At 58.5% G+C, this 12,805-nt stretch carries 14 protein-coding genes and 1 pseudogene; 3 read left to right on the forward strand and 12 right to left on the reverse strand.

Features of this window, described 5'->3' with window-relative positions; all coding sequences use genetic code 11:
* The first annotated feature begins 91 nt into the window (after positions 1 to 91).
* On the forward strand, positions 92 to 331 hold the full coding sequence (gene hfq / locus CU102_RS08295; RefSeq protein ID WP_106710642.1) for an RNA chaperone Hfq: 240 nt from the start codon (positions 92 to 94) through the stop codon (positions 329 to 331).
* Positions 332 to 339: 8 nt separating this feature from the next.
* Entirely contained in the window at positions 340 to 1,752 is a 1,413-nt protein-coding gene (gene hflX, locus CU102_RS08300) for a GTPase HflX (RefSeq protein ID WP_106710643.1), read from the forward strand.
* Positions 1,753 to 1,863: 111 nt separating this feature from the next.
* Here the strand turns inward: hflX and CU102_RS30785 are convergent, their stop codons facing one another.
* The 5 genes from CU102_RS30785 to CU102_RS08320 form a co-directional block, all read right to left on the reverse strand.
* Positions 1,864 to 1,989 (reverse strand): hypothetical protein, encoded by a 126-nt coding sequence (locus tag CU102_RS30785; protein ID WP_280951888.1) that lies wholly within the window; start codon positions 1,987 to 1,989, stop codon positions 1,864 to 1,866.
* Positions 1,990 to 1,993: 4 nt separating this feature from the next.
* Positions 1,994 to 2,218, reverse strand: a complete 225-nt coding sequence (locus CU102_RS08305; protein WP_106710644.1) for a hypothetical protein — start codon at positions 2,216 to 2,218, stop codon at positions 1,994 to 1,996.
* Positions 2,219 to 2,517: 299 nt separating this feature from the next.
* The gene (gene mazG / locus CU102_RS08310) at positions 2,518 to 3,339 is read right to left on the reverse strand and encodes a nucleoside triphosphate pyrophosphohydrolase (RefSeq protein ID WP_106710786.1); all 822 of its coding nucleotides are present in this window, start codon (positions 3,337 to 3,339) and stop codon (positions 2,518 to 2,520) included.
* A 119-nt stretch (positions 3,340 to 3,458) separates the two neighbouring features.
* Entirely contained in the window at positions 3,459 to 4,625 is a 1,167-nt protein-coding gene (locus CU102_RS08315) for an MFS transporter (protein WP_166648346.1), read from the reverse strand.
* Between the two features lie 55 nt (positions 4,626 to 4,680).
* Positions 4,681 to 4,896 (reverse strand): DUF1127 domain-containing protein, encoded by a 216-nt coding sequence (locus CU102_RS08320; protein WP_106710787.1) that lies wholly within the window; start codon positions 4,894 to 4,896, stop codon positions 4,681 to 4,683.
* Between the two features lie 137 nt (positions 4,897 to 5,033).
* Between CU102_RS08320 and CU102_RS08325 the strand changes: the two genes are divergently transcribed.
* Positions 5,034 to 6,542 carry a winged helix-turn-helix domain-containing tetratricopeptide repeat protein gene (locus CU102_RS08325; RefSeq protein WP_106710788.1) on the forward strand — a complete coding sequence of 503 codons (1,509 nt, stop codon included), beginning with the start codon at positions 5,034 to 5,036 and terminating at the stop codon, positions 6,540 to 6,542.
* A 144-nt stretch (positions 6,543 to 6,686) separates the two neighbouring features.
* On the opposite strand, the gene CU102_RS08330 is transcribed toward CU102_RS08325, so the two are convergent.
* The 7 genes and pseudogenes from CU102_RS08330 to tmk form a co-directional block, all read right to left on the reverse strand.
* Positions 6,687 to 7,079, reverse strand: coding sequence for a GFA family protein (locus CU102_RS08330; protein ID WP_106710646.1), 393 nt, complete (start codon positions 7,077 to 7,079; stop codon positions 6,687 to 6,689).
* Positions 7,080 to 7,312: 233 nt separating this feature from the next.
* Positions 7,313 to 7,783, reverse strand: a complete 471-nt coding sequence (locus CU102_RS08335; RefSeq protein ID WP_106710647.1) for a YbaK/EbsC family protein — start codon at positions 7,781 to 7,783, stop codon at positions 7,313 to 7,315.
* A complete protein-coding gene (locus CU102_RS08340; RefSeq protein WP_106710648.1) occupies positions 7,780 to 8,589 on the reverse strand; it encodes an MBL fold metallo-hydrolase in 810 nt (269 codons plus the stop codon). Before CU102_RS08340 ends, CU102_RS08335 begins: the two co-directional genes overlap by 4 nt.
* Positions 8,582 to 9,382 carry a TatD family hydrolase gene (locus CU102_RS08345; protein ID WP_106710789.1) on the reverse strand — a complete coding sequence of 267 codons (801 nt, stop codon included), beginning with the start codon at positions 9,380 to 9,382 and terminating at the stop codon, positions 8,582 to 8,584. The genes CU102_RS08340 and CU102_RS08345 overlap by 8 nt, the downstream gene beginning before the upstream one ends.
* 21 nt (positions 9,383 to 9,403) lie before the next feature.
* Positions 9,404 to 10,969: pseudogene (metG, locus tag CU102_RS08350) on the reverse strand (methionine--tRNA ligase); the annotation flags it as partial.
* Positions 10,970 to 11,042: 73 nt separating this feature from the next.
* Positions 11,043 to 12,092 (reverse strand): DNA polymerase III subunit delta', encoded by a 1,050-nt coding sequence (locus CU102_RS08355; protein ID WP_106710650.1) that lies wholly within the window; start codon positions 12,090 to 12,092, stop codon positions 11,043 to 11,045.
* Positions 12,089 to 12,757: a dTMP kinase gene (gene tmk, locus CU102_RS08360; protein WP_106710651.1), complete on the reverse strand. Its 669-nt coding sequence runs from the start codon at positions 12,755 to 12,757 to the stop codon at positions 12,089 to 12,091. Before tmk ends, CU102_RS08355 begins: the two co-directional genes overlap by 4 nt.
* Positions 12,758 to 12,805: the final 48 nt, after the last annotated feature.

Below are 12,805 nucleotides of genomic sequence, written 5' to 3' on the forward strand. Positions count from 1 at the left end.
TTTTCACCTCCTGCTGGAGCAGAGAACATTTGCTTCAGCTGTAGAATTTTGTATGAGACACGTTTGCTGATCGCATAAAAGGACAAAAACAATGGCTGAACGATCGCAGAATCTTCAAGACCTATTTCTGAATTCAGTCAGAAAACAGAAGATTTCTCTGACAATTTTCCTCATTAATGGTGTGAAACTGACTGGAATTGTCACGTCGTTCGACAATTTTTGTGTGCTTTTACGCCGTGACGGCCATTCGCAGCTCGTCTATAAACATGCTATCTCGACCATCATGCCGAGCCAGCCCGTGCAGATGTTTGAAGTAGAAGAGACCGACTGAGATCACATTTGACCAGAGAATCGACGCGTAACGCACAAAACAATGGCGGAACTGCTGAGACCGGCAGTACCGCCAGGGAAGCCACGCGCGCAGTTGTGATTGTGCCGGTCTTGCCTCAGCGCTTTGCTGACGGCGGCAAGACCGACGAGAACAATCGTTCAAAGTACCAGCATGAATTCCAGCGTAGCGACGATGCCCGGCTCGAAGAAGCGGAGGGGCTAGCGCGAGCCGTCGACCTCGACATCGTCCATTCGGATATTGTGCAGGTTTCCGCACCGCGGCCGGCCACCTTGCTTGGCACCGGCAAGGTAGAAACCATCACCGAGATCATCGAAGCATCACATGCGGAACTCGTGATTGTCGACCACTCCTTGACGCCGGTCCAGCAGCGTAATCTCGAAAAGGAATGGAACGCCAAGGTTCTTGACCGGACCGGGCTTATTCTTGAAATCTTCGGCCGCCGCGCCCAGACGAAAGAGGGTGCGCTGCAGGTCGAACTGGCGCATCTGACCTATCAGAAGGGCCGCCTGGTCCGCAGCTGGACCCACTTGGAGCGTCAGCGCGGTGGTGGCGGCTTCCTCGGTGGTCCGGGTGAAACGCAGATCGAGGCCGACAGACGCGCCCTGCAGGAAAAGATTCTGCGCATCAAGCGGGAGCTTGAGACGGTCGTTCGCACGCGTACGCTGCATCGAGCCAAACGCAAGAAGGTGCCGCATCCGGTTGTTGCCCTGGTCGGCTATACCAACGCCGGCAAATCCACGCTGTTCAATCGCCTGACCGGAGCAGGGGTCGTTGCGGAAGACATGCTCTTCGCCACGCTGGACCCGACGCTGCGGCGCATCAAGCTTGCACATGGCGAAACGATCATTCTCTCGGACACGGTTGGTTTCATTTCCAACCTGCCGACCCATCTTGTCGCCGCGTTCCGCGCGACACTGGAAGAAGTGGTCGAGGCCGATCTTATCCTGCATGTGCGCGATATTTCCGATCCGGATACCGCAGCACAGGCGGAAGATGTGCACGCGATCATGACGAGCCTCGGCATCGAGCGCGGCGATACGAAGCGCATCATCGAGGTCTGGAACAAGATCGATCTGCTCGATGATGCCGGCCGCGAGGCAGCGCAGCGCTTGAGCGCCGCGGCGATTGGTAATGAGCATCCGATCCCGGTCTCGGCGATTACGGGTGAGGGGGTGGACGCCCTGCTCAAGGAAATCGAGGATCGCATCGCCGGCAAGCTCACCAAGGTCAAGGTCACGTTGCAGCACAACCAGATGCGGCTCATGGACTGGATTTATCAGCACTCCAGCAATGTGAAGCGCAAGGATCTCGATGACGGTTCGATCGCCTTGACGATGGATATGACAGCCAACTCGCAAACAATGCTTGATGAGAAGTTGCTGAGCAGGAACAACAGGTAAGGCGCGGTACTTCGTCCTGGTATCCTGCCACAGCGCGTCCATTTCCACAACAGGCGCTCATTTCACAGTCCGCGCAACGAGGGCAGCCAGTGCCCCCGTTGCGCGGACCGCTTATTTGATGAACTGGATGGTCTTGTCAGCCACCTTTGTCGTCGGCACCAAATTGCTCGCGACGACGACAGCATCGGCAGGCTGTACCATGTCCAGCTGCCAGACACTCACAAGGCCGGCATTCATTTTATCATGGATATTCGGGATATCCTTCGTATCCGCGCGGCTTCACCGCCGGTTCAACCGGTGGCGTGAATATGTCACCCGAAGGGCCGCTGCCGCCATTGTCGCCATCGCACCCGCCCAGCATCGCCAGAAGCGGCGCCGTGGGCAATAGGCGCAGGCCTTCAAAAGCGTCCGTCGCATCGGGGAGGGCTGATCGGTATATCGCGAGCCGACTGACGGCCCGTTTCAAAAACTTCTTTCATCTATGACTCCAGAGCAAATTTGCTGAAATATTCGTCGTAGCGTTTCGTGGTTTAATCGAACCACACGCTTTCCGAGCAAGTAGCGTGCCAAGTGAACAATACTGAGCCGGAATTTTGCTTTGATCGACCGATTAACTAATTCAAGCCAAGACGGGCCAACTGGGCGCGTTAAATTCACGCCAACTAGCCAAAATAACCAAGCAACAGTTGTGATGGGGTGTAGCGAATGCCCAATGTTTGTTCGGCATTTCAATAATGCCTAACAATGATGCATGAGAAGCGCGCATTACTTCGCCGTCTTGGCTTGTTGCCACAGTGCTTCCATTTCTTCGAGCGTGGCCGCGTCGAGAGACTGTTGCTGTTCGGCCAGTTTGCGTTCGATGTAATGAAAACGTTTGCGGAATTTCTCGTTCGTGCCGCGGAGGGCGCTTTCCGGCTCCAACTTCAAATGGCGGCCGAGATTGACGAGCGCAAAGAGCAGGTCGCCATATTCTTCTTCGGTATCCTGTCGATCGCCGCTGGCGATTGCTTCCTTCAATTCGCCGATTTCCTCCTCGATCTTGTCGAGGATTGGCGCAGCTTCTGACCAGTCGAAGCCGACTTTTGCCGCTTTCTGCTGCAGTTTTAAAGCCCGCATCAGCGCTGGGAAGCCATGGGGAATATCGTCGAGAAAACCACCGGCTTCGGCCAGCCCGAGGTTGAGCGCGGCACGGCGTTCGCGGCGTTCGGCTTTTTCCTCGGCCTTGATCTTGTCCCACATGCCTTTGGCCATACCGGCGCCACGGGCAGCTTCTTCGCCGAAAACGTGCGGATGACGGCGGATCATCTTATGGGTGATGGCCTGAACCACATCGCCAAAATCGAATGCCTTGAGCTCTTCGGCCATGCGAGCGTGGAAGACAACCTGCAGCAGCAGATCGCCCAGTTCCTCACGCAGATCGTCGATATCATTGCGCTCGATGGCATCGATGACTTCGAACGCTTCCTCGAGCGTGTAGGGTGCGATGGATTTGAAATCCTGTTCGAGATCCCATAGGCAACCGGTTACCGGCGTGCGCAAGGCAGCCATGATATCGAGAAGGCGCGCAATGTCGCGTGATGGTTTCATGAGCGTAGAATAGGCCAGCTCGTCGCTCGCGAACATGTATCCATGAGTGCAAGCTGCGATTTTCCACAACATCCGATAGACTGAAGTTCTACGTGATGACCAGCAGGCAAGTGCCTCGATCAGATCCGCCGTCTTTCCGCCATCAGAAACACCGCCAGTACACAGCACAGCAGGCCAAGGGTCGATGGCAGTCCCTGATGTCCGATCAGTTGCATCGCCAGTCCTGTCGCGGGGGAGCCCACGATGCCGCCGATGCCCCATACGAACGCGAAGGCCGCGTTACCGGCGATCAAGGCTTGACCGGTGAAACGCTCGCCGAGTTGGATCAGCGCCATGGTGTATAACCCGAACGAGACGCCGCCCCAGACGAAAACGAGCGGCCAGATGAGCCACGAGTTGAAGATCGACGGCAGCAGCAGGCAGCCCGCCAGCGAAGCCAGGGCACAGAATAACATGGTCCGCGTCGAGCCAAACTGTTCGGCCACCCGCCCGAGCAAAATCTGCAGCACAGCATTGCCTGCGATGAAACCGGTGAGGACGGCAGCGATTCGCTCCTCGGCGCTGCCGAGCGCGGCGCCATAGACCGCAAACAAGGAAAGCAGCGTCTGCTCGAAGGCGGCAGCAGTGAAAACCGCGAACAATAGAAGCGGGGCCAGTGCGAAGAAGCCGCCGACCGATGTTGCCTCGCCTTCGTGCGGCATCTTCGGCAGGCGCGGCACGACCGCAAGCACGATCAGGCCGCAGAGAAGGAAGGCCACGATGCCGATCATGAAGGGTGGCCAACCCTGCGTGCCGACCATGCCGAGCGACAGCGGGCCGATGGCGAAGCCACCCGAAACGACCGATGAATAGAGGCCCATGATACGGCCCCGGCGTGGCGCGGGCGTGATCGAGATCAGCCAGGTTTCGCTGATTACGTAAAGCGGATTGGCGAAGAAGCCGAGCAGGAAGCGTAGCGGCATCCAGGCCCAAACTTCCTGCGTCCAGGCAATCGCGATCAGGGTGAGGGCGGCCAGGATCGAACACAGGATCGCAAGCCGCGCCGCGCCCACGCGCCGCGCAAGCGCCGGAATGAAGGGCGCGGATACAATGAAACCCAGCGGCGTCATCGCCGCCGACAAGCCGATCAGGCCGGGCGTCGTCCCCCGCCGCTCCAGGATGAAGCTGAGCAGCGGATAGGTCAGCCCCTGTGCCACAGCGAACACCGTGACGGTCGCCATGATGCCCGCCATCGCGGCCCACGGGATCCGACCCTCTCGCGGTGATGTCGTGCTGTGCAGGGGCAGACGAACCACTGCGGCACGCGGAAACTGGCGATCCGGTGTCATTGCCGCATTCGCCTTACACTTGCCAGAAGGGCTTGGCGATCTCTGTCTCGACCTGCCATCTGGTCAGACCGATATCGTCGATCAAATGGGGATTGTCCTTCGACATTTGCTCAAGTTCCCAGCGAAAGTGTTTCCGCTCGTCCCAGGTCGTGAAAATGCTTCGCAGGGTCACCAGGCTGTAGTGCCGACGCGACACTTCCGCTGGCCCCACTGTGGGATTATCGTTCATGGCAACCTCCATTTGGTTTGAGAGTCTAGGGGCCCTCGACCTGTAAGAGGCTGAATTCTGCAGGATACGAAGAGCGTCGTACTTAAGCTCTTCCAAAAAGTTCTCAAAAACTTCCAAACGGGCTATAGATGCGCCGTATGCAGGGATCGCGTATTGCCTTTGGTCCGTTCGTGCTTGATCCGGGTGCTGGAACGCTCCTTCGGAACGATGTGCCCGTTGCCGTTGGCTACCGAGGGGTAAAGCTGCTTGCGGGGCTCGTCGGACGGCCCGGCGAAATCCTCAGCAAGGCCGAGTTGATGGACGCCGCGTGGCCGGGCAGGGCCGTCGAGGAAGGCAACCTCACCGTCCAGATCGCGCAACTCAGGAAGCTGCTCGGTCCGGCAACCGACGGCGGTGAGTGGATCGCCACGGTTCCGCGCGTCGGCTACCGCTTCACTGGGGCCATCGAACATCTCGCTGGCGTGAAGCGAAAACTTTTGCCGCTGCCCAGCAAACCATCGATAGCCGTGCTGCCCTTCGTGAATGTCAGCAACGATCCCGAGCAGGAATCCTTCGCGGATGGATTGACCGAAGACCTGATCACCGATCTGTCCAGGATCTCCGGCCTGTTCGTCATCGCACGCAACTCGGCCTTTGCCTACAAAGGAAAGGCGACGGACGTGCGCGGGATCGCTGAAGACCTTGGCGTTCGCTACCTGCTGGAGGGGAGCGCAAGACGCGCCGCGGGGCGCGTGCGCATCAACGCCCAACTGGTCGACGCGGTGAGTGGCGATCACTTGTGGGCGGAACGTTTTGATCGCAGCCTGGAAGATATCTTTGCCGTTCAGGACGAGGTCACCGGCAAGATCGTGGAGGCGTTACTCGGCCGGCTGCGCGCGCCGCCGCCGCGCAATCGGCCCAAAAATCTCGAGGCTTACGATCTCTGCGTGCGGGCGCGCAAGCTGATGGATGATACGCCGCAGACGGCACAGGAAGCGCACCTGATGCTCACGCGCGCGATTTCGCTCGATCCGGACTATGCCGAGGCCTATCGCTGGCTGGCCATGAACCACTGGATGGGATGGGTACATTCCGGCGGACCAACCGAATCTTCCCGTAGGATTGCTTTGGAACTGGCGCGCAAAGCCGTAGCGATCGATCCCAATGATGCCGGCTGCCATTGGGTCCTGGCTTACCTGCTTGCCTATGAGCGCAGCTTCGCTGAGGCGGATGCGGAATTCGCCAAGGCGATCGAGCTCGACCCGAACGAGGCCGACACCTGGGCGACATTGTCCGACATCGCGGTCCTGGCCGGGCGGGTCGAGGAGGGCCTTGAGCACATTCGCAAGGCGTTCCGGCTGAACCCGTTTCCGGCAAGTTGGTACTATCTCACGCTCGGCCAGGCGCAATATGCTGCCGGCGAATACGAAGCCGCTGTCGAGACACTGCGCAGGGACGAGACTTACCGGACAAGCTCCCGCCGTTTCCTGGCGGCAAGCCTTGCCCAACTCGGCCGGCTCGACGAGGCGCGCGCAGAGGCCGAACTGTTTCTTGTCGGCAACCCGCATTTCACAACCCGCCACTGGGCCGCGACGGAGCCGTTCCGCGACGCTGCAACGCTTGCGCATTTCGTTGATGGCTACCGCAAGGCCGGTCTCCCGGAGTGACGTGCCGGCGCAACGGGCGAGTTGCTTGGCAGGCTGCTGCTTGACCCGGATTACAGAGAAGACCGGATCACGGACAATCTGACTGGTTTGACGAGTGGAAGGCGAAGAGCCCGCAGCCGAGACGCCTTCGCACCGTCGTGCGACCTAATCCTCAAAGCGACCGATGGCGTCGCGATCGCGGTCGTACCGCCTCTTGAGCGGAAACGGCGGCAACCAAGGCTCGCGACGGACGATCCAGCTTTCGTAGGTTGGCATCAGTTGGCCAGGGGCATCCAAGGATCCCAGGCCCACTTCGATTTCGTCTGCGCTGCGTGCAAAAATGGAGGAGCCGCAGCGGGGACAGAAAAACCGCCCGGCGTAGTCGCGAGTTTCACCTTCGATCGTCACCGCATCCTGAGGGAACACCGCGGAAGCGTGAAAAATGGCCCCATGATGCTTGCGGCAGTCGAGACAGTGACAAAGACCGACCCGGTATGGGAGTCCAGACGCCACAATTCGGACGTTGCCGCACAGGCAACCGCCGGTGAATCGGTCCATGCTGCGTCTCCTTTAAAATCAAGCGGTCGGAATAATTACGACGAACAGCACGGTCATTGCAATTGCCCGCTGCGGAGGCGCGTCGGCGTTCATCCAAGTCAATCTGCGAGTAGGTGCGTTCCATCGGCAATTCCTTGCATGTGAGTCGCACGTCATCCTTGAACCCACCCGGCTACAAACAAAGATCGCATAAGATAGATTATGGAACTGAACGCTATGCCAGAATGATCGGATCAGCTGGTAATATCCGCAATCTGCGCCTTTGCAGCTTGCGCCAAAACCTTTGGTTCGCTTGGGAAAACAAAGTTGGTGCCGCCTGCCGCCGCCCAGACAACATCGAATTGCATCAGGCTCTCATCCGCATAAGCATCGATGTCGATGATATGTCCCAATGGTGAAACGCCGCCTATGGCAAATCCGGTTTCCATACGCACATGCTTTGGATCGGCGCGATGCAGTTTCTCGCCCGTCAGCTTTGCAGCTTTCTCCAGATCGAGCTTCCGTGGACCGGAAACCAGAAACAGATAGAGCTTGTTTGTATCAGCGCCTTGAAAAATCAGAGATTTGACGATCTGCGCTACGGTCACGCCGCACTGGATCGCCGCGTCCTCGGCCGTATGCGTTGAATCGGCCATCTGGCGAATTTCGATGTTAAGTCCCGCAGCATGGGCCGCTTGGCGAACACGTTCGACACTCTTGCTCATACTTCGACCTCGAATGACATTCCATCAAAGGCTGGTTCAACATTGTCAGGCGTCTCGCGCAGCACAGTTCCATAATCCAGAGGAACATGCATATGGGTCAAGATGGCTCGACGAGGCTTTAATTTTGCTACCCAACACATTGATTCTTCAAGAGAAAAATGACTTGGATGTGGTCGGTATTGCAGAGCATCGATGACAAGTGTGTCGAGCTCGAACAATTGCGCGGCCGTGGTATCCGGAAACGCGCTCACATCGGAACAATAGGCTACGTCGGCGATCCTGAACCCCAGGGACAGGATGTCGCCATGCACCTGCGGCAGCGGCAAAAAGCGTATCGCGCCGCCAGGTCCATCAATATCGAAGGCTTGGTGATGAACGATCTCGTGCGGTCGCAGGATCGGCGGATAGCTCGAGCCTTCAGGCGTTTCGAAACAATAGCGGAAACCTTCGTAGAGGCGCTTCTGCGTCACCGCGTCCGCATAGATGTTCACCAGATCGCGACGGTCGATGACAAACGTCCGCAGATCATCCAATCCATGAATGTGGTCCGCATGGGCATGCGTATAGATGACCGCATCGAGCCTGCCCGACCCGAAATCGATCATCTGCGAGCGAAAGTCTGGCCCGGTGTCGATGATAACGGTGGTGACGCCACCCTGTTCCGCAATGCGCTCCACGAGCATGGATGCGCGTCGTCTGCGATTTTTAGGATTGCTTGGATCGCACTTGCCCCAGTCACCATTGATGCGCGGCACGCCTGGAGACGAGCCGCAGCCAAGGATCGTAAAGCGCAGGCGATCAGGCATTTCCGGTTCCAGTGCCTGGTCTTGGCATTTTGGTGAAGAGGCGGAACACGTTGTCGGTGGTCAGTGTGGCTATTTCCTCCACGCTGACACCGATCGTCTCGGCCAGGACTGCTGCAGTGTGACGGACGAAACTTGGTTCGTTGCGCTTGCCGCGATGCGGTACCGGTGCAAGATATGGGGCATCGGTTTCAACCAGAAGTCGGTCCCGTGGCACGTTGCGGGCGATTTCCCGTATTTCGGGCGAGTTCTTGAAGGTCAGAATACCGGAGAACGAGACATAGCCTCCAAGTTCAACGCCCACGCGTGCAAGCTCGTCTCCCGAGGAAAAGCAGTGCAGGATGAAAGGGAAGGCCCCCTTCCCCGTTTCTTCCTGCAGTATTGAGATCATGTCTTCGTCGGCGCTGCGCGCGTGAATCACCAGCGGCAGGCCCGTTGCCCGCGACGCCGCAATATGTGTACGGAATCCCTGCTGCTGGGCCGCAGGCGGCGCGTAGTCGTAGTGATAATCAAGACCTGCCTCGCCGATCGCCACGACCTTGGGATGCTGAGCAAGCCGGATCAGGTCTTCAGCTGTGACATCAAGCTCTTCATGCGCGTTGTTGGGATGCGTTCCCACCGACGCGTAGACGCTGTCATACTGCTCGGCGAGCCTGATGATATCGGCGAAGCGCTTGACACGTGTACAGATGGTCACCTGCCGTGCAATGCCGTGATCGAGCGCCCGCTGAATGATGGCATCCCGTTCCTCGGCAAAGTCTGCAAAATCCAGATGGCAATGCGTATCAACGAGCAGAGGGGCGACAAGCATGGTAAATCAGGCTTCTTTGTCTGCTTCGACGTAGCGCGGGAAAACCGGCTGCGGTGCCGGCAGATCGGCGCCTGCCCTAAGTTCACTCCCACCTGCTAGGTCCACAAAATTGCGCCTATCGGCCGGTACGGCAAGGATATCGAGCAGTTTCGCCGCCGAGCCTGGAATGAATGGTTGGCAGAGAATGCCGATACGCCGGATGACTTCTGCCGTCACATAGAGAACGGTATCCATGCGTGCCGGATCGGTCTTTTTCAGTGCCCAGGGCTCCTGCGAAGCGAAATAGCGGTTGGCCTCGGCCACGACGCCGAATATGGAAGCCAGCGCCAGATGTAGCGCCTGCGTGCCGACGGCCTTGCGTGCTGTCTCCAGCGCCGCTGTTGCCTGGTCGAGGATCGCCTTGTCCGCATCGGTGAAAGCGCCGGGCTGTGGAACCTTGGCGTCGCAATTCTTCGCGATCATCGACAATGAACGCTGCGCCAGGTTGCCGAGGTCGTTGGCAAGGTCGGCATTCGTCCGGTTGACAATGGCCTCGTGGCTGTAATTGCCATCCTGGCCGAAGGGGATTTCACGCAGCAGGAAATAGCGCAGCTGATCGAGGCCGTAATGTTCGACCAGCGAAACTGGGTCGATAACGTTGCCAACCGATTTCGACATCTTCTCGCCGCGGTTGAACACGAAGCCATGGCCGTAGACGCGCTTCGGCAGTTCGATGCCCGCCGATAGCAGGAAGGCGGGCCAATAGACCGCGTGGAAGCGGATAATGTCCTTGCCGATGATGTGTACGTCAGCCGGCCAATAGCGCCAGCGCTCTGCCTTTTCATCCGGATAGCCAGCCGCTGTGATGTAGTTGGTCAAGGCGTCGACCCACACATACATGACATGCTTTTCGTCGCCGGGAACCGGGATGCCCCAGTCGAAGGTGGTGCGCGAGACGGACAGGTCTTTCAGGCCGGATTTGACGAAGGAAATGACCTCGTTGCGCCGCTCGTCGGGACCGATGAAACCGGGGTTATCCGCATAGAGCTTCAGCAGGCGGTCCTGATAGGCCGACAGGCGGAAGAAATAGCTTTCCTCCTCCAGCCATTCGACCGGTGTGCCTTGCGGACCGTAGCGCACATTGTCGGCGCGCAGCTCCGTCTCTTCTTCCTGGTAATAGGCCTCGTCACGCACGGAATACCAGCCGGCATAGCCGCCCTTATAGATATCACCGGCCTCAACCATTCTCAGCCAGATGGCCTGCGATGCCTTGTAATGCCGCTCTTCGGTCGTGCGGATGAAATCATCATATGATGCATTCAGAAGATGCCCCATGTCGCGGAAAAGCTTGGCATTTCGATCTGCGAGCTCACGCGGCGCAATGCCTTCCTTGCGCGCTGTCTGCAACATCTTGATGCCATGTTCGTCCGTACCGCTCAGGAAAAGAACGTCCTTGCCGTCGTGACGGTTGAAACGCGCAATCGCATCGGTCGCTATCAGCTCATAGGCATGGCCGATGTGCGGGCTTCCGTTCGGGTAGGAAATGGCAGTTGTGATGTAAAATGTTTCGCGGCTCATGCGTGACCTGATTTCGTCTTTGTATCTTTGGGAGAAAACGTCTGGCTGACATAACCCATGTCCAGCCTGATTGCCATACCGGAAGGCTCTATCCGCCGGATAGAGCGCGTTGCATTCGCTCGAGAAAGATCAGGACAGTCTGCTTGCGATCGAGATTGAAGGCCGCAGCTTCCCGCGCCTCGTTCTGCATATCGTTCCACAGACTGGACCAACGGCTGGCTCTGGCGACGTCGCCCTGCTCTGCAGCGAGCCGTGCCTGTCCCGCAATGCGCGCCAACAGGTCCTCAAGGAACAGCTCATACTGGATTTCTGCGTCACGTCCCGACAGGGCCGTCGCAAGCGCATGCGCCTGCGGAACGTCAAAGACCGGTTTGCCGAGGATGCCGTCGACCGTTTCGGAGATTTCAAGTCCGCCGAACGCCAATAGCAATGCCGCCTTGCGAACACTGCCCTCCGCATGGGTAATCAGCGAACTTGTATCCCCGGCGTCAAGGTTTATGGCCTTTAGCGCTGCAAGCAGATCTTGCGGCCCCAGCGGCTCGAACCGGATTGACTGACACCGGGAGCGGATGGTCGGCAGCAATCGTCCCGAAGAATGCGAGATCAAAATGAACAGCGTGCGTTGTGGTGGTTCTTCAAGAGTCTTGAGCAAGGCATTGGCAGCATTACGATTCATGTCATCTGCCGGGTCAACGATGACAATGCGCCAGGAACCATCATGCGAGGTACGATTGAGAAAGTGCGTCACGCGCCGTATTTCGTCGACCGTGATACCCGTCTTGAATTTCCCGGTCTTGGCGTCGACAGGCCGGGTGATATGCAGCATGGCAAGATGCGTGCCGGTGGCGATCTGCCGATAGGGTGTAACACCATAATTCGGCTGTGCGAGCGCCAGAGGAGCTTCGCGCTCTGCAGGGTATTTCAGCATGTGTCCGGCGAGGTGAAATGCCAGCGTCGCTTTGCCGACGCCCTGCGGCCCCTCCAGGAGCAATGCGTGGTGCATATGGCCCGACTGGTAGGCTTGCGCGAGGAATGACTTTACTCCCGCATGGCCAAACAATGCCGGATTGGCTGAAGGCGCAGGAATGCCATCTATGGCGTCATGGGTCGCCGGTACGTCGAGTACGGCATCGGTCATTTCGCTACCTCTGGCTGCTTCGTCTTCACACTGCGCTGCAGTTTCAGGTGGTCGACCACAGCGGCGATTTCCCGGGCGATCTCGCCAGCGGGCCGGTCGGCCGCGACGACTTGGCAACGTTCCGGTTCCGCTTTGGCAATGGCGAGATAGGCGTCGCGCCGCTTGTGGTGCATATCGATGGTTTCTTTCTCGAAGCGGTCGGCGGCTCCCGCCCCTCGCCGCGCATTGGCGCGTTGCAATCCGACCTCCGCGGCCAGGTCGAGGATTATCGTCAAGTCAGGCATGAGCCCGTTGATCGCGGCACGCTCGATGGCGCGCATCAGGTCGGGATCAAGATTGCCGGTCACGCCCTGGTAGACCCGGCTTGAATCGATATAGCGATCACACAGCACCATTTGCCCGGAACGGAGGGCAGGACGCATTACCTGCTCGACATGGTCGTTGCGCGCCGCGGCAAACAGCAGGGCTTCCATCGCCGGGCCGAAGGGCTCGGCGGCACCACTCAGGATGACGTGTCGGACTGCTTCGGCGCCTGGCGATCCGCCCGGTTCGCGCGTCACCAGCACATCGTCGCCCTGCGCGCGCAGATGCTCGGCAAGCCGCGCAATTTGCGTGGATTTGCCGGCGCCCTCGCCGCCTTCGAACGTGATGAATAATCCTTGCACGCGTCAGCCGTCTTTCAATGCAGAGTCACTATGCCTTTGAGATGGTTC

Source organism: Phyllobacterium brassicacearum (genome assembly GCF_003010955.1).
GTDB lineage: Bacteria > Pseudomonadota > Alphaproteobacteria > Rhizobiales > Rhizobiaceae > Phyllobacterium > Phyllobacterium brassicacearum.